Origin of the sequence: Roseibium salinum (assembly GCF_026240905.1) — a bacterium.
In the GTDB taxonomy this organism is placed as follows: domain Bacteria; phylum Pseudomonadota; class Alphaproteobacteria; order Rhizobiales; family Stappiaceae; genus Roseibium; species Roseibium salinum.
In genome coordinates, this window is sequence record NZ_JAPEVI010000003.1 from 724741 (window position 1) to 745579 (window position 20839).

16 protein-coding genes and 1 pseudogene are annotated in these 20839 nt (G+C 62.2%); 13 read left to right on the forward strand and 4 right to left on the reverse strand.

Going from position 1 to position 20839, the window contains the following annotated elements:
* Positions 1-14: 14 nt before the first annotated feature.
* The 3 genes from ON753_RS07880 to ON753_RS07890 form a co-directional block, all read right to left on the reverse strand.
* Positions 15-539: an Hpt domain-containing protein gene (locus ON753_RS07880; RefSeq protein WP_265962015.1), complete on the reverse strand. Its 525-nt coding sequence runs from the start codon at positions 537-539 to the stop codon at positions 15-17.
* 113 nt (positions 540-652) lie between these two features.
* Positions 653-1465 carry an NAD kinase gene (locus tag ON753_RS07885; RefSeq protein WP_265962016.1) on the reverse strand — a complete coding sequence of 271 codons (813 nt, stop codon included), beginning with the start codon at positions 1463-1465 and terminating at the stop codon, positions 653-655.
* 124 nt (positions 1466-1589) lie between these two features.
* The gene (locus tag ON753_RS07890; protein ID WP_265962017.1) at positions 1590-2411 is read right to left on the reverse strand and encodes a trypsin-like serine peptidase; all 822 of its coding nucleotides are present in this window, start codon (positions 2409-2411) and stop codon (positions 1590-1592) included.
* 250 nt (positions 2412-2661) lie between these two features.
* On the opposite strand from ON753_RS07890, the gene ON753_RS07895 reads away from it, so the two are divergent.
* The 13 genes and pseudogenes from ON753_RS07895 (at position 2662) to ON753_RS07955 (ending at position 19976) form a co-directional block, all read left to right on the forward strand.
* On the forward strand, positions 2662-3249 hold the full coding sequence (locus ON753_RS07895; RefSeq protein ID WP_265962018.1) for an ANTAR domain-containing response regulator: 588 nt from the start codon (positions 2662-2664) through the stop codon (positions 3247-3249).
* A gap of 59 nt (positions 3250-3308) precedes the next feature.
* The gene (locus tag ON753_RS07900; RefSeq protein WP_265962019.1) at positions 3309-4418 is read left to right on the forward strand and encodes a CmpA/NrtA family ABC transporter substrate-binding protein; all 1110 of its coding nucleotides are present in this window, start codon (positions 3309-3311) and stop codon (positions 4416-4418) included.
* A 467-nt stretch (positions 4419-4885) separates the two neighbouring features.
* Entirely contained in the window at positions 4886-6286 is a 1401-nt protein-coding gene (locus ON753_RS07905; RefSeq protein ID WP_265962020.1) for a CmpA/NrtA family ABC transporter substrate-binding protein, read from the forward strand.
* A 92-nt stretch (positions 6287-6378) separates the two neighbouring features.
* Positions 6379-7461: an ABC transporter permease gene (locus ON753_RS07910; protein WP_265962021.1), complete on the forward strand. Its 1083-nt coding sequence runs from the start codon at positions 6379-6381 to the stop codon at positions 7459-7461.
* Positions 7462-7471: 10 nt separating this feature from the next.
* Positions 7472-9232 (forward strand): ABC transporter ATP-binding protein, encoded by a 1761-nt coding sequence (locus ON753_RS07915; RefSeq protein WP_265962022.1) that lies wholly within the window; start codon positions 7472-7474, stop codon positions 9230-9232.
* A gap of 29 nt (positions 9233-9261) precedes the next feature.
* Positions 9262-11707 (forward strand): annotated as a pseudogene (gene nirB / locus ON753_RS07920) (nitrite reductase large subunit NirB).
* The gene (gene nirD / locus ON753_RS07925; RefSeq protein ID WP_265962023.1) at positions 11704-12045 is read left to right on the forward strand and encodes a nitrite reductase small subunit NirD; all 342 of its coding nucleotides are present in this window, start codon (positions 11704-11706) and stop codon (positions 12043-12045) included. Before nirB ends, nirD begins: the two are co-directional and overlap by 4 nt.
* 30 nt (positions 12046-12075) lie before the next feature.
* The gene (locus tag ON753_RS07930; protein WP_265962024.1) at positions 12076-12921 is read left to right on the forward strand and encodes a formate/nitrite transporter family protein; all 846 of its coding nucleotides are present in this window, start codon (positions 12076-12078) and stop codon (positions 12919-12921) included.
* A gap of 95 nt (positions 12922-13016) precedes the next feature.
* The gene (locus tag ON753_RS07935; RefSeq protein WP_265967095.1) at positions 13017-14729 is read left to right on the forward strand and encodes a bifunctional protein-serine/threonine kinase/phosphatase; all 1713 of its coding nucleotides are present in this window, start codon (positions 13017-13019) and stop codon (positions 14727-14729) included.
* Positions 14730-14738: 9 nt separating this feature from the next.
* Positions 14739-15188 (forward strand): cyanase, encoded by a 450-nt coding sequence (cynS, locus tag ON753_RS07940; protein ID WP_265962025.1) that lies wholly within the window; start codon positions 14739-14741, stop codon positions 15186-15188.
* 23 nt (positions 15189-15211) lie between these two features.
* Positions 15212-17899, forward strand: a complete 2688-nt coding sequence (locus ON753_RS07945) for a nitrate reductase (RefSeq protein WP_265962026.1) — start codon at positions 15212-15214, stop codon at positions 17897-17899.
* A complete protein-coding gene (cysG, locus tag ON753_RS07950; RefSeq protein WP_265962027.1) occupies positions 17871-19346 on the forward strand; it encodes a siroheme synthase CysG in 1476 nt (491 codons plus the stop codon). Before ON753_RS07945 ends, cysG begins: the two co-directional genes overlap by 29 nt.
* A 213-nt stretch (positions 19347-19559) precedes the next feature.
* Positions 19560-19976 carry a hypothetical protein gene (locus ON753_RS07955; RefSeq protein WP_265962028.1) on the forward strand — a complete coding sequence of 139 codons (417 nt, stop codon included), beginning with the start codon at positions 19560-19562 and terminating at the stop codon, positions 19974-19976.
* A 346-nt stretch (positions 19977-20322) separates the two neighbouring features.
* Here ON753_RS07955 and ON753_RS07960 read toward each other — a convergent pair whose 3' ends face one another.
* Positions 20323-20835: a DeoR/GlpR family DNA-binding transcription regulator gene (locus ON753_RS07960; protein WP_323054799.1), complete on the reverse strand. Its 513-nt coding sequence runs from the start codon at positions 20833-20835 to the stop codon at positions 20323-20325.
* Positions 20836-20839: the final 4 nt, after the last annotated feature.

Sequence of the window (20839 nt, forward strand, 5' to 3'; positions counted from 1 at the left end):
GGAACAGCTTTCGCTCAGGCTTCTTCCGGCTCCGGTGGAAACTGCGCCAGATATTCGTCCGTGACACCCTGCAGCGTTTCCAGCAGCTTCACGCCGGTTTTGTTGGCGTCGTCCTTGGCGCCTTCCATGACCATTGCGCGGATCGCTTCCACGTGGCGGCCGATGAGCCCCAGTGGCAGGGATTCGGGGCCGGGTACGGTTTCGATCAGATGGCAGAGATTGGCCGCGACCTGACCGACCAGCGGAAAGCCGAGGGTGAGGGCCTGGCCCTTGATGTTGTGGGCGGCACGAAACAGTGTTGCCAGGGTCTCTTCCGTCAGCCCTTCGTTCCGGACAGCCTCCCAGGCGCTCATCAGGTCCCTGGTTTCATTGTCCATCCACGTGCCGAAATTCTTCGAGAGCCGCTGCAGGGCCGCTTCGGCCGCTTTCACCGGGTCGAACTTCTTCGCTTCGCGGGGCGTCAGTTCCCGGACCTTTCTGCGCAGATCGGACGGCGGGGACAAGATCTCATATTCCTGATCCTTCGCGGTGTCAGTCATAGTTCGTTTGTCCTCATCTCCGGTTTCAGCACGACCTGCCAAGGCAGTATCGTCACTCATGCTTAACAGGCCCTTGCCGGACATGATTTTGGCCGCCGGAATTACGCTATGTATCAGTAGCGGAACATTTCCGTCAGGATACGCTCATCCCAGCCATGGTCCGAATCGAACATGATCAGGCCCTCCGTCTCGACCGATTCCCTGATCGAGACATGCAGGACGCGCCGGAATTCCCTGTGGTCCGCAGAGGCGCTGACAGGGCGTTTTTCATGTTCTAGGATTTCGATATCGACGTGAGCCCCGTTGGGCAGCAGGGCGCCGCGCCAGCGGCGGGGGCGGAACGCGCTGATCGGCGTCAGGGCCAGGAGCTGGGCCGTGATCGGCAGGATCGGGCCATGGGCGGACAGGTTATAGGCGGTGCTGCCGGCAGGGGTTGCGACGATGATGCCGTCGCAAATCAGTTCCTTGAGCCTGACGCGGCCGTCGACCGAAATTCTCAGGCGGGCGGCCTGGGACGTCTGGCGCAGCAGGGAGACCTCGTTGATGGCCATGGCCATGTGCACCGCGCCGGTGTCGTCGGTCGCCTTCATTTCAAGCGGGCGAATGGTGGTGATGTCCGCCTTGGCGAGCCGCTCCCTGAGATTGTCCTCCCGGTATTCGTTCATCAGGAAACCGACGGAGCCGCGGTTCATGCCGTAGATCGGTTTGCCGCCGCCGATATGGGCGTGAAGGGTCTGGAGCATGAGCCCGTCCCCGCCCAGGGCGACGATCACATCGGCGTCTTCCGCGGCAACATTGCCGTATTTTTCCGACAGGCTTTCAAGGGCAGCCGTGGCTTCCGCGGTATCGCTGGCGATAAAGGCCAGCTTGTCCGTCGAAAAGGAATGGACCGTCTCCGGAGGATGTGTGGGCGGGGAATGGTTCATCGTCCAATCGATCTCTGCGTCTTTCTCGAAACCGGGTCTGAAACGCGTTGGCTCAAAACAACTTGGCCGCCGGGAATACACACCATAGCCGGGCTCAGCCGTCAGGGGCAGGGAAAATTTGCGTTCAGTCCTCCCCCGGGAGCGAGGATCTGAGTGCCGGACCGGATGTCGTGCCAGCAGGATCGCAGGAGAGGGTTTCAAGCAAGTCCTGCCATGCCGAAAACGGTACGATGGCCGAGCGATTGTCGTCGATCCTGGCCGACATCACGCCGGCAACCCGCAAGCCCCCCGGCGTCTCCAGAAGAAGAGGGCCGCCCGAGGCGCCGCTTTCCGTCGTGCAATCGGTGATCCAGCTTTCCTCAGCCGTCCCCAGAACCCTGCAGGCGGGGACGAGCGTCGGCAGGTAGCGCCGGCTGCGCCGGTATCCGGCGGACTGAAAGCTGGTTTGCGCGCCAAGCGCCGATGCGTCCCGAAGTTGCAGGGGCGGGACCGGCGGCAGCGTGCTGGCTTCCTTCAGGATAATGACGCCGACATCCTTCTGGATATCACCGAGCGTCGGCTTCTTCACAGGAGCAAATCCCTCGGCAGTCCTGAAACAGGCCGCTTCCAGCCGTGCCGCGTACTGGTCCCGCCGAACCCCGGCGAGAAAAAGCACGTCATCGGCCGGAAACGGCTTAAGCGTTCTCAGGTCATGGAGACAATGCGCGGCGGTGAGGACGACGGTCGGGGCTATCAGCGTGCCGGTGCACATGGAGGTCGACCGGAAGCCGGCGACATTCACCCGGCCGATCGACGGCCAGGGCGCCTGCGTACTGTCGATGACCTCGAGCTCGGCGGCGCGGGAGATCGAGGGGGCGAGGGCGCTGACGGAAAGGGCCAGTATCGCCACAGTGAGCAGTGCTCTCGAGCGCCTCGCGATCTCCGCCGGGAGCCGGCCTGGTCTCATTCCGGATTCCATTCCATCGATCCTCCTTGCCGGAATCATATGCTGAACCCATCCGTGCAGGATACAGGTCATTCAGGTCCCGGAAACCGGCGTCGTGAGCGTGATCGTCCACTGCCTGTTCGTACCGCAGCAATGGTCCGCATGATGGATAGACCAGTAATAACAAAAGCTTATCAATTCTTTGGCAATTTGTGTTGTTGCGGCGCAGCATTGTTGTTGCATAAAAAGTAGCCTTGCGCATAATAACGGCATGAGCGGCGCGCTTTCCATTCTGGTGATCGACGATAACAAGATCCGGGCCTCCATCATCGAGCAGGGACTGCACGATGCTGGGCACGATCAGGTCATTCTCGTGCACCAGATGGACGGGCTGGTACGGCAGATCGCGGACATCAATCCCGATGTCATCGTCATCGACCTCGAGAACCCGAATCGGGACCAACTGGAGCACATGTTTCAGGTGTCCCGGGCCGTCCGGCGGCCGATCGCGATGTTCGTCGACAAGGCGGACAGCCACTCGATCGAGGCGGCAGTCGATGCCGGCGTTTCCGCCTATGTGGTGGACGGACTGAAACGGGAGCGGGTCAAGCCGATCCTGGATATGGCCATCAGCCGTTTCCGGGCGTTCTCCAGGCTGACGGCAGAGCTTGAGGAAGCGCGCACCGAACTTGCCGACCGCAAGACCATCGATCGGGCCAAAGGCATCGTCATGAAATCCAAAGGGCTGTCGGAGCAGGAGGCGTATGACCTTTTGCGGCGCACAGCCATGAAACAGAGCCGCAAGATCATCGATGTGGCGCAGAGCCTGGTGATCGCCAGCGGACTGCTGGAGGACTAGACGATGTTCGATAACGATAGCGGTCGGGGAGGGGCGGTCAACCAGGGGGCCGGAGGCAAATGGAAACGAACCTGAAACCAGTCATCGCCGGTTTCATACCGCTGCTGGACAGCGCGGTTCTCGTGGCAGCCTCGGAACTGGGCTTTGCCGAACGGGAAGGGGTCGCGCTGAAGCTCGTCAGGGAAACCTCCTGGGCAAATATCCGCGACCGGATTGCGGTCGGGCACTTCGATATTGCCCACATGCTCGCTCCCATGCCGATCGCTGCCAGCCTGAACCTGACCAGTCTTTCCGTTCCCATGCTGGCGCCCATGCTGCTGGGGCTTGGCGGCAATGCCATTACGGTCGCTGCCGGGCTCTGGAAGGAAATGGCTGCGGCCGGGGCCGATCCAGGCGGAGATCCCGCGTCGACGGGCCGGGCGCTGGGCGAGATCATCACGCTCCACCATGGGGCGGGCGCGCCGCCACTTCGCTTCGGCGTGGTGCATCCCTTCTCGGGACATGCGTATGAATTGAGATACTGGCTCGCGGCCACCGGTATAGATCCGGACAAGGATGTCGAGATCACCGTTCTCGCACCCCAACTGATGGCCGATGCCCTCGCGGCCGGTCAACTCGACGGCTACTGTGTGGGCGAACCGTGGAACACGGCGGCAGTCGCGGCAGGAACCGGGCGGATCGCCACCTACAAGCAGGCTATCTGGCCGGACAGCCCGGAAAAGGTTCTCGGCGTGACCGAAAAATGGGCCGAGGCCAATCCGGACACGCTTGCGGCGCTGGTGCGCGCCTTTTCCGCTGCGGCCGACTGGTGCGCCGTGCCCGACAACGCGCCGCAACTCGCCGAACTGCTCAGCCGGCCGGACCTTCTCGCCTGCGATCGGGAGATCTGTCTTCCTGCCTTGACCGGCCGAATGCAGCTAGGTCCGGACCTGCAGAAGCACGTGCCGGATTTCCTGGCCTTTTCCGGCGGTGCGAAGGCGGCACCGATGGCTGTCCACGGCAAATGGTTCTATGAGCAGATGGTGCGCTGGGGCCAGACCGACCGGACGGCCGAGAGTGCGCGCAAGGTGGAGCAGATTTTTTCCTCCGCTGCCTACCGCTCTGCCTTGGGGCTGACCGACCTGCCGTCGGAGAACTCCATCCGGATGTTCGACGGAAAGCGTTTCTAGGTCCCCCTGTATTCATCCCGATCCCCGGTTCTTCACGTCCGGTTCTTCACGCCCGGTTTCCCCCGTCTGGCTATCCCCGTCGGCCCCGGTCAGCGGACGCGCGCCATTGCGTGCGCATTTTCTCGGCAGGCTCGCTGCATTGCACAAAAAAAGATCATCTGCTTGCACCATGCGCCAACAAATCATGCACAACCCGAAAGTTGCCTGAGTTTCGGAATCTCTCCAAGTCATTGAAAAACACAAGTTAATCTAGGAAATCCGGAGTTGGCACGCATTCTGCTTTGAGAAAGACGTGGCCAACGCCGGCCTATGAAATATCGCGCTCATCGAAGGGCGCTCAGGCAAAGCTGCCGCACTGACTTGCATGGTTCCTCCTCCCATTCATGCACGGTCGGGCGGCAGCTTTTTTGTTTGGACCTGGGCCAGGCGACGACCGCCCGGGGCAAGAGAGGGAACAGGACGTGACAATGGCAAAGTCTTACAAAATCACACGCCGGGTTGCGCTTGGCGCCTTTATGGCCGCCACGGCTCTGGTGCCTGCTTCCGGTGCCTTCGCCGAGATGCTGGATGTTGAAAAGGACGAGCTGACCATAGGCTTCATCAAACTTACCGATATGGCACCGCTCGCGATTGCCTATGAACTTGGATATTTTGAAGAAGAAGGCTTGTTCGTCACGCTGGAGCCGCAGGCCAACTGGAAAGTGCTGCTGGACCGGGTGATCACCGGCGAACTGGACGGAGCACATATGCTGGCCGGCCAGCCGCTGGCCGCGACTATCGGCTTCGGCACCAAGGCGCATATCGTGACGCCCTTCTCCATGGACCTGAACGGCAACGGCATCACCGTTTCCAATGAGATCTGGGAGATGATGAAGCCGCATCTGGAGATGCAGGACGACGGCAAGCCGGCGCATCCGGTCAAGGCGAGCGCACTGAAACCGGTGGTCGACAAGCTGAAGAGCGAAGGCAAGCCGTTCAAGATGGGCATGGTCTTCCCGGTGTCGACCCACAATTACGAACTGCGCTACTGGCTCGCCTCCGGTGACATTCACCCGGGCTTTTATTCCGGCACCGACATCTCCGGCCAGATCCAGGCCGATGCGCTGCTTTCGGTAACGCCGCCGCCGCAAATGCCCTCGACGCTGGAAGCCGGTACCATCCACGGATATTGCGTGGGCGAACCCTGGAACCAGCAGGCGGTCTTCATGGGTATCGGCGTTCCGGTCGTCACCGATTACGAAATCTGGAAGAACAACCCGGAAAAGGTCTTCGGCCTTACCAAGGAGTTCACCGAGGAAAATCCGAATACCACGCTTGCCCTTACCAAGGCGCTGATCCGCGCGGCCAAGTGGCTGGACGAGAACGACAACGCCAACCGCATGGAAGCCGTCGAGATCCTGTCCCGCTCCGAATATGTCGGCGCGGACGAGGAAGTCATCGCCAACTCCATGACCGGGACCTTCGAATATGAGAAGGGCGACACGCGGGACGTTCCGGACTTCAACGTCTTCTACCGCTACTACGCGACCTATCCCTACTACTCCGACGCCGTCTGGTATCTGACCCAGATGCGCCGCTGGGGCCAGATCTCCGAGCACAAGCCGGACAGTTGGTATGACGAAGTCGCGCAGTCCGTCTATCAGCCGGACATCTACCTGAAAGCCGCGCAGATGCTGGTCGAGGAAGGGCACGTCTCCAAGGACGACTTCCCCTGGGAGAGCGACGGTTACCGCGCTCCGACCCCGGCTGAGGACATCATCGACGGCATTCCCTACGACGGAAAACAGCCGAACGCCTACATCGACAGCCTGCCGATCGGCCTGAAGGGCAAGCAGGTGGTCGACGGCAACCAGGTCGTCGGCGGCTAGGTCTCCCAACTGGAGCGGCGGCAATGCAGCGCCGCCGCTCCCTCTTTTCCGTTTGAAACGAAACAGCAGATATTCGAACAAGGATCGACATCATGGCAAATGCCGATACCGCAGGCAGCCAGGATCTTGCCCGCGCCGCGCGCCGGGAGAAGCTCTTTACGCTCATCAACAGGGCCGCCGGCTGGCTGGATGCGCTGGGTCTTTCCTGGATCGTGCCGCTCCTGAAAATCGCCGCGGGCGACAGTGCGAAGGAGCAGATGGGCGAACTCAAACGCGTGCTCCTGATCCCGCTTCTGGGGATCGCGGCATTTCTCGTTCTCTGGAGCGTCCTGGCACCGCAGGTGCAGACGTCTCTCGGAGCGGTGCCGGGACCTGCGGCCGTGTGGACGCAAACCGTCAACCTTTGGGAAGACCATGTGCGCGAGCGGGAAAAAGCCGCGGCCTTCTTTGACCGCCAGGAAACACGGAACGCCAAATACGAGGCGGACGGCCAGACGGACAAGATCAAGTGGCGAGACTACACCGGCAAGCCGACCTATATCGACCAGATCGGCACGTCCCTCAAGACGGTCGGCCTCGGGTTCCTGATCGCCACGCTCATCGCCGTGCCGCTCGGGATCGCATCGGGCCTTTCGCGTTCGATCAACGGCGCCATCAATCCGCTTATCCAGATCTTCAAGCCGGTCTCGCCGCTCGCCTGGCTGCCTATCGTGACCATGATCGTGTCAGCGACCTATGCCGATCCGGTCGACTGGCTCTCCAAGTCGCTGCTGATTTCCGCCGTCACCGTCACGCTCTGCTCCATGTGGCCGACCCTGATCAACACGGCGCTGGGCGTTGCATCCGTCGACAAGGACCTGATGAATGTCGGCCGCGTCCTGCAGCTGCCGACATGGAAAACCGTCACCAAGCTCGTCCTGCCGTCGTCGCTGCCGCTGATCTTTACCGGCCTGCGCCTGTCTTTGGGTGTGGGCTGGATGGTGTTGATCGCCGCGGAAATGCTGGCGCAGAACCCTGGTCTGGGGAAATTCGTCTGGGACGAGTTCCAGAACGGCTCTTCGCAGTCGCTCGCCAAGATCATGGTCGCAGTTCTGACCATCGGCATCATCGGCTTCATGCTGGACCGGCTGATGTTCGCCCTGCAGCGCGCCTTCACATTCTCGGCGAACCGGTAGGGAGAGCGACATGTCCATTCTGGAAATCTCCGGCGTCTCCAAATCGTATGGTGAAGGCGCCCGCCGGACGGATGTGCTGGAAAACATCCATCTGAAGGTCGAAGAGGGCGAGTTCATTGCCATTGTCGGCTTCTCCGGCACCGGCAAGACCACGCTCATCTCCCTGCTGGCGGGGCTTATCGAGCCGGAGCAGGGCGGCGTCATCTTCAAGGGCAAGGAGATCGATGGTCCGAGCCCCGACCGGGGCGTCGTCTTCCAGTCCTATTCGCTGATGCCCTGGCTCACCGTCGCCGGCAATGTGGCGCTGGCCGTCGACAGCGTCTTCAAGAAGAAGAGCGGGGCCGAGCGGAAGGCCATCTGCGACAAGTATATCCAGATGGTGGGACTGGCCCATGCCAGGGACCGCAAGCCGGCGGAGCTTTCCGGCGGCATGCGCCAGCGGGTGGCCGTTGCCCGGGCGCTCGCCATGCAGCCGGAGATCCTCCTTCTCGACGAGCCGCTATCCGCGCTCGACGCGCTCACCCGCGCCAAGCTGCAGGACGAGTTCGCCGCGATCTGCGAAGAGGAAAAGAAGACCATCATCCTCATCACCAACGATGTGGACGAGGCCATTCTGCTGGCGGACCGGATCATCCCGCTGAAGCCCGGCACACCGGCCACGCTCGGGCCTGAATTCAAAGTGCCGTTCAAGCGCCCGCGCGACCGGGGCGAGCTCAACCACGATGACGATTTCATCCGGCTGCGCGCGGAAGTTACCGAATATCTGATCGAGGCCGGTTCCGAACGCGGTGCCGACCTCGAACGCGACATCATTCTGCCGAACATCGTCCCGATCACCCAGCGGCCCAGGGCCGGCGACAAGCTGCCGGCCGCCTATGAGCGGGCGTCGGAGGCCGTAACCCAGGACCGCTATCTGGAGTTTTCCCAGCTCAAGAAAGTCTACCCCACGCCCAAGGGGCCGCTGACCGTTGTCGACGGCTTCGACCTGAAGATGAAAAAGGGCGAGTTCATCACCCTGATCGGCCACTCGGGCTGCGGCAAGTCCACGGTCCTTTCCATGGTTGCCGGCCTCAACAAGATCACGGAAGGCGCGATCGTCCTGGACGGCACGCATGTCACGCAGGCAGGCCCTGATCGGGCTGTCGTGTTCCAGGCGCCGAGCCTGATGCCGTGGCTGAGCGCATGGGAGAACGTCGAACTCGGTGTCGACAAGGTCTATCCGGATGCGTCCAGGGCCGAAAAGCGCGACGTGATCGAATATTACCTTGCCAAGGTCGGCCTTGCCGATGCCATGCACAAGGCAGCCGCAGACCTCTCCAACGGCATGAAGCAGCGCGTCGGCATTGCCCGCGCCTTTGCGCTGTCACCGAAGCTGCTGCTGCTCGATGAGCCCTTCGGCATGCTGGACAGCCTTACGCGCTGGGAGCTGCAGGACGTCCTGATGGATGTCTGGAAGCGTACCCAGGTGACGGCCGTCTGCGTCACGCATGACGTCGATGAAGCCATCCTCCTCGCCGACCGCGTGGTGATGATGTCCAACGGCCCGAATGCCCGTATCGGCAACATCATGGAAGTGGACCTGCCGCGTCCGCGCTCGCGCAAGGAGCTTCTCGCTCACCCGGATTACTACGCCTACCGCGAAGAGCTTCTGGACTTCCTGGAGGCCTATGAGGGCGGCGCGAACCCCACTCAGGAACAACTTCAATCCATCCAGCAGAAGCGAGCCGCTCGACTGGCCCGCCAGAAGGCGGCCGTCGAGGCTGCCGAATAAGCGCTGCGCATCAGGAGGGAGAAAACAAAATGAGCAAACAGAAACTTGTCGTCGTTGGTGCGGGAATGGCTTCGGGCCGCATGCTGGAGCACCTCTTCGAGAACTTCCCCGGCGCCTATGACGTCACGCTTTTCGGAGCAGAGCCCCGCGGAAACTACAACCGCATCATGCTGTCGCCCGTGCTGGCGGGGGAAAAGACATTCGACCAGATCGTTACGCATGACGCCGACTGGTACGCCGGCTACGACGTCAATTGCCGATTTGGCGAGACTGTCACCGGCATCAACCGCGAGAAGAAAACCGTGGTTACGGCGCAGGGTGAAATCTCCTACGACAAGCTCGTCGTGGCGACCGGGTCGGCGCCGTTCATCATTCCGATTGCCGGGAAGGATCTGCCGGGCGTTCGCGCATTCCGCGATCTTGACGACGTGGACGCAATGGTTGCCGCGGCAGGCAAGCCCGACGCCAAGGCGGTCGTGATTGGCGGTGGCCTGCTTGGGCTCGAGGCCGCTGCGGCTCTCCGGCTGCGCGGCATGGAAGTCGTGGTGCTTCACCTGATGGGACACCTGATGGAGCGCCAGCTCGATCCGGCCGCCGGTTTCCTCCTGCAAAAGGATCTGGAAGGCCGGGGCATCAAGATCCACTGCCAGGCTCAAACCAAGGCGATCCTCGGCGAGGACAAGGCCGAGGCGGTTCTGCTGGACGACGGCACCGTCTATCCCGCCGACCTTGTGGTCATGGCGGTCGGCATCCGGCCCGAAGTCCGCATCGCCACCGACGCCGGCATTCATGTGGAACGGGGCATCGTCGTCGACGATCAGATGCGCTCCTCCGATCCCGACATCCTGGCAGTCGGCGAGTGTGTCGAACACCAGAAAACCTGTTACGGCCTCGTCGCGCCCCTCTATGACATGGCGAAGGTGGCGGCGGCCACGCTTGTCGGCAAGGAGGCGGCCTTCCGCCCGGTGGAAACCGCCACGCAACTCAAGGTCACGGGCGTGACGCTTTATTCGGCCGGTGACTTTGCCGACGGCGAGGACCGCGACGAGATCGTGCTGCGCGATGCTACCGCCGGCGTCTACAAGCGTCTGGTCCTGAAGGAAAACCGCATTCTCGGCGCCGTTCTTTACGGCGAGACGTCCGACGGCGGCTGGTTCTTCGACATGCTGAAGAAGGGGACCGATGTCTCCGAGATGCGTGAAACGCTCATTTTCGGCCAGGCGTATCAGGGGGCGCCCCCTGGACCCTACGGCGGCCGTTGCAGCCTTGCCGGATGATGCGGAGATCTGCGGCTGTAACGGCATTTGCAAGGGGACGATCGTCTCCGCCATCTCGGAAAAGGGCCTGACCAATGTCGACGGCGTGCGCGCGCACACCAAGGCGTCCGCTTCCTGCGGCACCTGCACCGGGCTCGTCGAACAGCTTTTGCAGGTCACGCTCGGTGAAAGCTACAATCCGGCAGCGGTTACGCCGATGTGCGGCTGTACGCCTCTCGGACATGACGAAGTCCGCCGCCTGATCAAGTCCAAGGAGCTGAAGAGCATCCCGGCCGTCATGCAGGAACTGGAGTGGCAATCCTCCGGCGGCTGCGCAAAGTGCCGGCCGGCGCTGAACTACTATCTCGTCTCCGACTGGCCGGACGAATATGCGGACGACTATCAGTCCCGCTTCATCAACGAACGCGTCCACGCCAACATCCAGAAGGACGGCACCTATTCGGTCGTGCCGCGCATGTGGGGCGGCCTTACGTCCTCCACGGAACTCAGGGCCATCGCCGACGCGGTGGACAAGTTCAATATCCCGATGGTGAAGGTCACCGGCGGTCAGCGTATCGACATGCTGGGCATCAGCAAGGAAGACCTGCCGGCAATCTGGGACGACCTCGGCAAGGCCGGGTTCGTTTCCGGTCACGCTTACGCAAAGGGCCTTCGCACCGTGAAGACCTGCGTCGGATCCCAGTGGTGCCGCTTCGGGACGCAGGATTCCACTGGCCTCGGCGTCAGGATCGAGAAATTCATGTGGGGCTCCTGGACCCCGGCGAAGGTGAAGATGGCCGTTTCCGGTTGTCCGAGAAACTGCGCCGAAGCCACCTGCAAGGATGTCGGCATCATCTGCGTCGACAGCGGATACGAGATCCATTTCGCAGGTGCCGCGGGCCTCGACATCAAGGGCACGGAAATCCTCGGCAACGTCAAGACCGAAGAAGACGTGCTCGAGCACATCGCGGCGCTGGTTCAGATGTATCGCGAGCAGGGCCACTACCTGGAGCGCATCTACAAGTGGGCCAGGCGCATCGGCTACGACGAGATCCGCCGCCAGATCATGGAGGACGCGGACAAGCGCAAGGCCTACCGCGACCGCTTCGTCTTCTCCCAGAAATTTGCCCAGGTCGACCCGTGGTCGGAACGCGTCTCCGGCAAGGACAAACACGAGTTCAACCCGATGGCCGTTATTTCCAAGGAGGCTGCCGAATGACCGCCGATATCCGCAACTGGATCCACATCGGATCCCTGGACGACATTCCCCGGGCGGGCGCGCGCTGCGTGAAGAACGGAGAGATGACGATAGCGGTGTTCCGCACCGTCACCGATGACGTCTACGCGCTGGAAGACAGGTGCCCGCACAGGAACGGGCCTCTCAGCCAGGGGATCGTGCATGACGGCTGCGTGACCTGCCCGTTGCACAATTGGGTAATTTCCCTGGAAACCGGCACCGCCCAGGGCGCCGACGAAGGCCGGACACTGGCCTTTCCGGTCCGGCTTGAAGAGGGCCGGATCTTCATCGACCTCTCGTTCTCACATGAAGCTGTCTGACCTGCCGGAGCAACTGCGAAAGGAATCCGAATGTCTTACGTAAATCCCCAGGAATTCGCCACAAAGATGATCGACGCGGGCGAGTCCAAGATTTTCATGTCCACCAAGGATACGCTCATCCGCGCCTATATGGCCGGAGCCATCCTGGCGCTTGCGGCGGCCTTTGCTGTGACGGTTGCCGTCAATACCGGTGACTTCCTGGTCGGCGCGCTGCTCTTCCCGGTCGGGTTCTGCATGCTTTACCTGCTGGGCTTCGACCTTCTGACGGGCGTCTTCACCCTGTGCCCGCTGGCGCTGCTCGACAAGCGCCCTGGCGTAACGGTCGGCGGCGTGCTGCGCAACTGGGGCCTGGTCTTCGTCGGCAACTTCGCCGGCGCGATGACCGTGGCGGTATTCATGGCGATCATCTTCACCACAGGCTTCTCGACCGAACCCAATGCGGTCGGCCAGAAAATCGGCGTGATCGGCGAAAGCCGAACGGTCGGATATCAGGCCGCCGGTGCGGCCGGCATGCTGACGCTGTTCGTCCGTGCGGTGATGTGCAACTGGATGGTGTCCACCGGTGTTGTTGCCGCCATGATGTCCACCTCCGTTTCCGGCAAGGTCATTGCCATGTGGATGCCGATCCTGGTGTTTTTCTACCTCGGTTTCGAACACTCCATCGTCAACATGTTCCTGTTCCCGTCCGGCCTGATGCTCGGCGGCCAGTTCACCTGGATGGACTACATCTTGTGGAACGAACTGCCGACCGTCATCGGCAACCTTGTCGGGGGGCTCACCTTCGTGGGCGCGATGATCTACGCCACTCACTACAAGACCTCTCCGAAGCGCAATGCCGGCTATGAAAAGGCACCGGCTGCCGCACCGGCCGAATAAGCCCGCGTCCCGCCGCCACGGCTCAACCTGCTTTGGCGGCGGGACTTGTCCTGCGGAGGAAAACCACCCGTGCTGATGCAATCTCCAAAAACGCCCTGGGCATTGAAACCGGCCAGTATTCCGCTGCCGGGCGGAAGCAGGAGAACCAGGACTTCCACGGTGCCTTGGTGCCGGTGGGCCAGGTGCTGGTGCACAAGGGAGTAGCGCTTGCGATTGCCGACGGCATTTCTTCCAGTCCGGATGCCCGGATCGCGGCCGAGACGGCCGTCAAATCCTTCCTGTCCGACTATTACTGCACGTCCGAGGCCTGGTCGGTAAAGACCGCCGGCAGCCGGGTGATTTCGGCGACGAATTCCTGGCTCTTCGGCCAGACGAGGCAGGCAAGCTCCCGCGACCTCGGCCATGTCTGCACCTTTTCCGCGCTGGTCCTGAAGGGCCGCCGGGCGCATCTCTTCCATGCGGGCGACAGCCGCATCTGGCGGCTCTCCGGGCAAAGCCTGGAACAGCTGACGGAAGACCACCGGGTCCGTGTTTCGCCGGAAGAAAGCTATCTGGCCCGGGGCCTCGGGCTGGCTCAGTCCATCGATCTCGATTATCTCGCGCTCGATTTAAAGGCGGGCGATATATTCGTGCTGACGACGGACGGGGTTCATGAATTCCTGCCGCCGAAGGAGCTTGCCGCCCGGATTGCCGGCGCCGACGATCTGGATGCCGCGGCCAAAGCCGCGGTTGAGCTGGCGCTCGAAGCGGGCAGTACGGATAACCTCACCATCCAGATCGCACGGGTAACCCGGCTACCGGAGGCGGACGCACCCGATTTCCTGGCAGGTGGGGAGACGCTGCCGCCGGCACCACTGCCGCGTGTTCCGGGCCACTTCGAGGGCTATCGGCTTTGCCGGAACCTGCATTCCAGCAGCCGCAGTCACATCTATCTTGCCGAAGACGAGGCAACCGGTGATCCGGTGGTGCTGAAATTCCCGTCCGTGGATCTGCGCGGCGAGAATGATTATCTGCGCCGTTTCGCCCTGGAGGAATGGATCGCGCGCCGGATTTCGTCGCCGCATGTCCTCAAGGCTGCACCCTATCCGCAGGAGCGCGAAACCCTTTTCGTCGCGACCGAATATGTCGAGGGCCAGACCCTCCGGCAGTGGATGACGGACAATCCCCACCCGGACCTGGAGACGGTGCGTGGTCTCCTGGAACAGATTGCCAGGGGACTACGCGCGTTTCATCGCAAGGAAATGGTCCACCAGGATCTCAGACCCGAGAACATCATGATCGACAAGACCGGGACGGTGAAGATCATCGATTTCGGCTCGGTTCGAATTGCCGGCGTGATAGAAGCGGCGCCGGCGCTCGACAAGGCGGAGATCCTCGGGACCCATCAGTATACGGCTCCGGAAGTGTTCCTCGGATATCTGGGAACGGAGCGGAGCGATCTCTTTTCACTCGGCGTGATCGCCTACGAGATGCTGACCGGGCGCTTGCCCTATGGCGCGGCGGTCGCCAGGGCGACCAGCGAAAAGGCCCAGGCGGCACTTCGCTTCCGCAGCGCTTCCTCGATGACCGAACGGGTTCCCGATTGGGTGGATGGCGCCCTTTGCCGGGCGGTTCATCCGGTGCCGGGCAGGCGCTACGAGGTGCTGAGCGAATTCCTTGAAGATCTGCGCCGGCCCAATGCGGCATTCACCACCGGCCAGTTCGTGCCCCTGGCCGAAAGGGATCCGGTGCGCTTCTGGCAACTGGTCTCCGCCGTTCTTGCGGTGCTGTGCGCCGTTCTTTTCTACCAACTCTTTGGCAATTCCTAGGAGACAATCATGACTGCGCTCACCCGTGAAGACGTTACCGGAATGATCCTGTCGGCAAAGCGCCAGGCGGGCCTGACCTGGGAAGGCATCGCCGAGACGGTCGGCATGTCGCCCGTCTGGACCCATTCGGCCGCCATGGGCATGAATGCCATGCCGGAAGAAAAGGCGCGGGCGATGACGGAGGTTCTGGGACTGCCCCAGGAGGCCGCCCTCATCCTGCAGGAGAGCCCGACGAAGATCTGGGAGCAGGCCGTCCCGACGGATCCGTGCATCTACCGTCTTTACGAGATCGTCGGCGTCTACGGCCCGACCATCAAGGCGCTGATCCACGAGAAGTTCGGGGACGGCATCATGTCCGCCATCGATTTCGACATGTCGGTGACCCGTGTGGAAAATCCCAAGGGCGACCGGGTGAAGATCGAAATGTCCGGCAAGTATCTCGCCTACAACGCGTGGTAACTCCGGTGCCCGGAAAGGACGGCATGACAGAAGAGACCAGCCAGAAGACCACCCGGACGACATGCCCCTATTGCGGCGTCGGCTGCGGTGTGCTCGCCACCCGGCACGAAGACGGGACGGTGACCGTTGCAGGCGACCCGGAACACCCGTCCAATTTCGGCCGGCTGTGTTCCAAGGGTTCGGCCCTCGGGGAAACGCTGTCGCTCGACGACAGGCTGCTTTATCCGGAAGTCTCCGGCAAGCGGAGCGACTGGGAGAGCGCGCTCGACCTTGTGGCGTATCGGTTCACGCAGGCGATCCGGGAGAACGGTCCCGACAGCGTTGCGTTCTATGTGTCCGGGCAGATCCTGACCGAGGACTATTACGTTGCCAACAAGCTGATGAAGGGCTTCATCGGCTCGGCGAATATCGACACCAACTCGCGCCTGTGCATGGCTTCTTCCGTTGCCGGCCACCGGCGCGCCTTCGGGGCCGATACGGTTCCGGGAACCTATGAAGATCTGGAGCTTGCGGATCTGGTGGTTCTGGTGGGCTCCAATCTTGCCTGGTGCCATCCGGTGCTGTTTCAGCGCCTGGAAGCGGCCAAGGCGGCCAATCCGGCGATGCGGGTGGTGGTCGTCGACCCGCGCCGGACGGCAACCTGTTCGATCGCCGACCTGCACCTTGCCCTCAAGCCGGACAGCGATGTCGCCCTGTTCAACGGCCTTCTGGCGTTTCTTGCCGAGGCGGCTGCCCTTGATCGCAATTACATCAACCGGTTCACGGAAGGATTTGACAAGGCGGTTGAAGCTGCCGGACCATGTGCAATCGGTGAGATTGCGGAAAAGACCGGCCTTTCCCGGCAGGATATCGCGCTGTTCTACAAGATGGTGGCCCGCACGGAAAAGACGGTGACCGTCTACAGCCAGGGCGTCAATCAGTCTGTGGTGGGCACTGACAAGGTCAACGCAATCATCAACACCCATCTGGCAACCGGCCGGATCGGCAGGCCGGGCATGGGGCCGTTCTCGGTCACCGGCCAGCCGAATGCCATGGGCGGCCGGGAAGTGGGCGGCCTTGCCAATATGCTCGCCGGTCACATGGCGCTGGAAGATCCCCATCACCGCCAACTCGTCCGGGAATTCTGGAAGAGCCCGGTCGTTGCCGACAAGCAGGGGCTGAAAGCCGTCGAGCTTTTTCAGGCCGTCAGGTCCGGCAGGATCAAGGCTCTGTGGATCATGGCCACAAGCCCGGTGGACAGCCTGCCGGATGCGGACGGCGTGGCCGAGGCGTTGCGGGCGTGTCCGTTCGTCGTGGTCTCGGACGTCACGCGAAGCGCGGACACGGTGCCCTATGCCGATGTGCTGTTGCCGGCGGCCGCCTGGGGCGAGAAGGACGGCACGGTGACCAATTCCGAACGCCGGATTTCCCGACAGAGGCGGTTTCTGGACCTGCCGAGGGATGTGCGTCCCGACTGGTGGCAGATGGCGGAAGTTGCCCGGAAGATGGGCCATGGCGAAGCATTTGCCTATCAGACCCCGGCGGCGATCTTCCGCGAGCACGCCGCGCTTTCCGGCTACAGGAATGGCGGCACGCGCGATTTTGATATCGGTGCCTACGGGGATGCCTCTGACACGACCTATGACACGTTTCCGCCTTTCCAGTGGCCCCAGGCGGTCGACGGATCAGCGGCGGAAACCAGGTTCTTCGCAGAGGGCGGCTTTTTTACGGAAGGCCGGAAGGGGCGGTTCGTTCCGGTTGCCTGTCAGCCACCGCGCAAGAGAGAGCGGGCTTATCCTTTCGTGCTGAACACCGGCCGGGTGCGCGACCAGTGGCACACCATGACCCGAACCGGCAAGACCCCTCGGCTGACATCCCACATCGCCGAGCCCTTCGCCGAGATCCATCCGCGGGACGCGGCGCGGCTGGACATACAGCCAGCCGACCTGATGCGTGTGAAAAGCCCGTTCGGTTCGGTCGATGTGCGCGCGCTCATCACCGAGCGGGTGCGCGAGGGGGAAGTCTATGTGCCTATGCACTGGACGGACCGGTTCGCGTCCTGTGCCCGCATTGACGCGGTCGTCGCGCCCGACACGGATCCGCATTCCGGTCAGCCGGGATTGAAATTCACACCTGTCGCGGTGTCGAAACTGAAGATGGCCTGGTTCGGTTTTGCGGTGCTCCGATCGCGGCCGGCGCATATTCCGGCGGATTACTGGGCAATTGCCCCGATCGAAGGCGGCTACCGGCTGGAGTTTGCCGGGCGGACCGAGGCCGATTTCAAGGAAATTGCCTCGTCGCTCGGGGCGTCCGGCGACGATTTCCTGCGGATCGAGGATGTCACCGCCGGGTGGAGCCGTCAGGCCTGGTGGGAGAAGGATATCCTTCAGGGGGCGTTCTTCTTCTCGCTGACGTCGGTTGAGGTCTCGCGGCAATGGGCCTGCGGCCTCCTGGCCGGCGAGCCCTTGCCGAAGGACCAGAGGACCCGGATCCTCGCCGGGCGCGCCCCGGCGGACCGGCCCGATCCCGGAGCCATCGTCTGCTCCTGCTTCCAGATCGGCTGCAATCAGATTGCCGAGGCCGCAAGCGCCGGCGCGGACAGCGTCGGGGCAGTCGGCGAACGGCTCGGGGCCGGCACCAATTGCGGCTCCTGCCGGTCGGAAATCCAGACGCTTCTTGACGAGTTTGCAAAGGAAAGCCTCCATGACAGCGATATCGCGCAAGCCGGTTGAGCCTGAAAGCCGCCGTGCGGCACGTGTCGGCGCGCTGGCAAGCCTGCCGCTGTTCTTCCCGCTGGAAGGCCGCAGGGTGATCCTGGCCGGCGGCACGGAAGCGGCCGCCTGGAAGGCCGAGCTTCTGGCAGCCGCAGGGGCCGAGGTTCACGTCTATGCAAAAGAGCTGGAACCGGCTTTTGATGATTTGCTGAAGGCAGGCAGTATCAAGGGCGGGTTCGTCCATCATGAAAGAGCATGGTCGGCGGAGAGTTTTCACGAAGCGGCGCTCGCGATTGCCGATGCAGACGGAGACGAGGAAGCCGCCGCCTTTGTTTCGGCCGCCCGCGCGGCCGGCGTTCCGGTGAATGTCATCGACAACCCGCCTTATTGCGACTTCCAGTTCGGCTCCATCGTCAACCGCTCGCCGGTGGTGATCGGTATCTCGACCGCCGGTGTTGCACCCATTCTCGGTCAGGCGATCCGCAGGCGCATCGAAACCCTGTTGCCGGAAAGCCTGCAGGGTTGGGCGGCACTCGCCGGAAAGCTGCGCGGCAAGGCGCTTGCATTTCTGGAGGCGGGTCAGGAGCGCCGCCGTTTCTGGGAGCAGTTTTCGGATCTTGCTTTCTCGGGCAAAAAGGCACCGCAGGAGCAGGCGGACCGGCTCGGCACTGCGCTCGTGAGCGATGCGAAAATATCGGCGACCGGCCGGGTCACGCTGGTCGGGGCGGGCCCGGGGGATGCCGAATATCTGACACTGAAGGCTGTTCGCGCGCTGCAGTCCGCGGATGTGATCCTGTTCGATGATCTGGTCGACGATGCCGTCCTGGAGCTTGCCCGCCGGGAGGCAAAGCGCATGCTGGTCGGCAAGCGCGGTGGCCGGGAAAGCTGCCGGCAGGAAGACATCAATTCCATGATGGTTTCCCTGGCACGCCAGGGCAGGCATGTGGTGCGGCTGAAATCCGGGGATCCGATGATCTTCGGCAGGGGCGGCGAGGAGCTCGACCGGCTGGCCGCCGAAGGCATTCCGTCAACGGTCGTCCCGGGCATCACCGCAGCGTCCGCAATGGCGGCGCGCCTCGGCATCTCCCTGACCCACCGGGACCACGCCCAGTCCGTCCGCTTCGTCACCGGCCATTCCCGCCATGGCGATCTGCCTCAATCGGTCGACTGGCGCGGATTGACCGATGCCGCGACCACCACCGTCTTTTACATGGGCGCCCGCATGGCGGCGAAAATCAGCGCCCGGCTGATCGGCGAGGGCTTATCGCCGCACACCCCGGCCGTCGCCGTCTCCGCCATCTCGCGTGAGCGTGAGCGGCGCTGGACGGGCACGCTGGGGGAGCTTGGATCAGGTGTCGCGCAATTGGGGTTTGACAATCCGGTTCTGATCGGCGTGGGATCTGTGTTCCGGGCGGAGGCCGTCAGGTCACAGGACGGACAGGCTGATCTGGCCGTGAATTTCTGACGAGGCGGGACATGGTGTAACGCGCAAGAACGGATGGTACTGACGGCAATTCCGGGATTACTAGGATTAGCCGATGATACGACGCCAAGATGTTGTACCAGAACGCCATGAAATCCATGGGATTGTGCCCGTTAAATGCGGAGGCAGCCCAACTGATCCTGCAAATAATGTGTATTTACCTTGCGGAACCCATCGGTCCGAGGTGACACCTTGGTGGAACCGTTTGCAAAGGGATTTGAAGCGATGATTGGTTTCGACGTTATTCGCAAGAAACGTCCTGTTGAGAACGCCGGAGAGGTGTCAGATATTTGGCCAGAACTTGGGAAAGACTTTGAACTTAACCAATTTTATCGGCGCTATTCTAGTGCTGAAGGTTGGTTGGGCGAAGGATACCTTGCTGTCTGGACACAACAAGAAGTATCGAACTTAAGAGAGCCAAATCTCGTAGCATACCCTGAAAAGTACCATTTTTTTGCGTCAGACGGTGGAGGGACGCAATTCGGATTTTTGGTGGAAGATGGTGAGATTTCGTTTGTATCCGCTCCCGATATTGGCGGAGAAGATGATATCCGCATCTTCGGGAATTGGCAGGATTTCCTCAAAGCGGTTGAACTCGGTGACTACATATAAGGTTCGTCCATCACTTGCTCCGCTCGTTTTCCTTGTACTTTTTGTTTTTACTGTGCCGGGAGCAGGTTAGGTGTTGGCTGTGGGTGAATGCCTGGCTCAAATGGGGACTTGGTCAACGTGAGCATCCACCACAATGGGTTGGTGATGGGGTGCAGAGCAAGGTGTCCTACTCCGTTCGCCCCTTTCGTGGTCCATAGGTCCTCGCCTTCCATCGCAAGGGGCCGCTCCGCCCACGACGCCCGAGCAAAGACAGCATTGAATGGCCGCACCAGATTGCCGAACCAGGCGCGCGTACCGAAAACTTTGCATTGCCAATTGGCCCCGCTTGTCGAGCGTCTTCCGGTTCTCAGGTCACGACATCCACACCGGTTTGACGGAAGGCCGCTATCTGCTCTGCTGCCGCCGCCTTGTTTGTCACCAGCGTGCCGATCTCTCCTGCCTCCCAGGACTGAACCCGGCTGGTTTTGCCAAGCTTGCTCTGGTCGGCCAGGATCACCGTCTGCGGTGCCTGAGCCGCCATGGCGATGGCGATCTCGGCTTCCTGCAGGTCGTAGAAGAACGCGCCCTTGGTCGGATGCACCGCTACCGGGGCGGAGAAGCAAAGGTCGACACGGAAACGGCGGATCTCGGACAGGGTGAGTTCCCCCACCGTCGCCGGGACGTCGGCGGCCATCCGGCCGCCGAGCAGCAGGACATCCTTGCCGGCCCCTTGAAGCGTGCTCGCGATATCCAGGGAGTTGGTGATCACTGACAGGCCCGACAGTTTGACCAGCTCCCGTGCAAATATGGCCGTGGTGGTGCCGGCATCCACCAGGATCGTCTGCCCGGGCTGGATCAGCCCGGCGGCCTTGCGGGCAATCTCG

Excerpts from the sequence above, each read along its gene's own strand:
- ON753_RS07880 (WP_265962015.1), bottom strand. The coding sequence starts at position 539 with ATGACTGACACCGCGAAGGATCAGGAATATGAGATCTTGTCCCCGCCG.
- ON753_RS07885 (WP_265962016.1), bottom strand. The coding sequence starts at position 1,465 with ATGAACCATTCCCCGCCCACACATCCTCCGGAGACGGTCCATTCCTTT.
- ON753_RS07890 (WP_265962017.1), bottom strand. The coding sequence starts at position 2,411 with ATGAGACCAGGCCGGCTCCCGGCGGAGATCGCGAGGCGCTCGAGAGCA.
- ON753_RS07895 (WP_265962018.1), top strand. The coding sequence starts at position 2,662 with ATGAGCGGCGCGCTTTCCATTCTGGTGATCGACGATAACAAGATCCGG.
- ON753_RS07900 (WP_265962019.1), top strand. The coding sequence starts at position 3,309 with ATGGAAACGAACCTGAAACCAGTCATCGCCGGTTTCATACCGCTGCTG.
- ON753_RS07905 (WP_265962020.1), top strand. The coding sequence starts at position 4,886 with ATGGCAAAGTCTTACAAAATCACACGCCGGGTTGCGCTTGGCGCCTTT.
- ON753_RS07910 (WP_265962021.1), top strand. The coding sequence starts at position 6,379 with ATGGCAAATGCCGATACCGCAGGCAGCCAGGATCTTGCCCGCGCCGCG.
- ON753_RS07915 (WP_265962022.1), top strand. The coding sequence starts at position 7,472 with ATGTCCATTCTGGAAATCTCCGGCGTCTCCAAATCGTATGGTGAAGGC.
- nirD (WP_265962023.1), top strand. The coding sequence starts at position 11,704 with ATGACCGCCGATATCCGCAACTGGATCCACATCGGATCCCTGGACGAC.
- ON753_RS07930 (WP_265962024.1), top strand. The coding sequence starts at position 12,076 with ATGTCTTACGTAAATCCCCAGGAATTCGCCACAAAGATGATCGACGCG.
- cynS (WP_265962025.1), top strand. The coding sequence starts at position 14,739 with ATGACTGCGCTCACCCGTGAAGACGTTACCGGAATGATCCTGTCGGCA.
- ON753_RS07945 (WP_265962026.1), top strand. The coding sequence starts at position 15,212 with ATGACAGAAGAGACCAGCCAGAAGACCACCCGGACGACATGCCCCTAT.
- cysG (WP_265962027.1), top strand. The coding sequence starts at position 17,871 with ATGACAGCGATATCGCGCAAGCCGGTTGAGCCTGAAAGCCGCCGTGCG.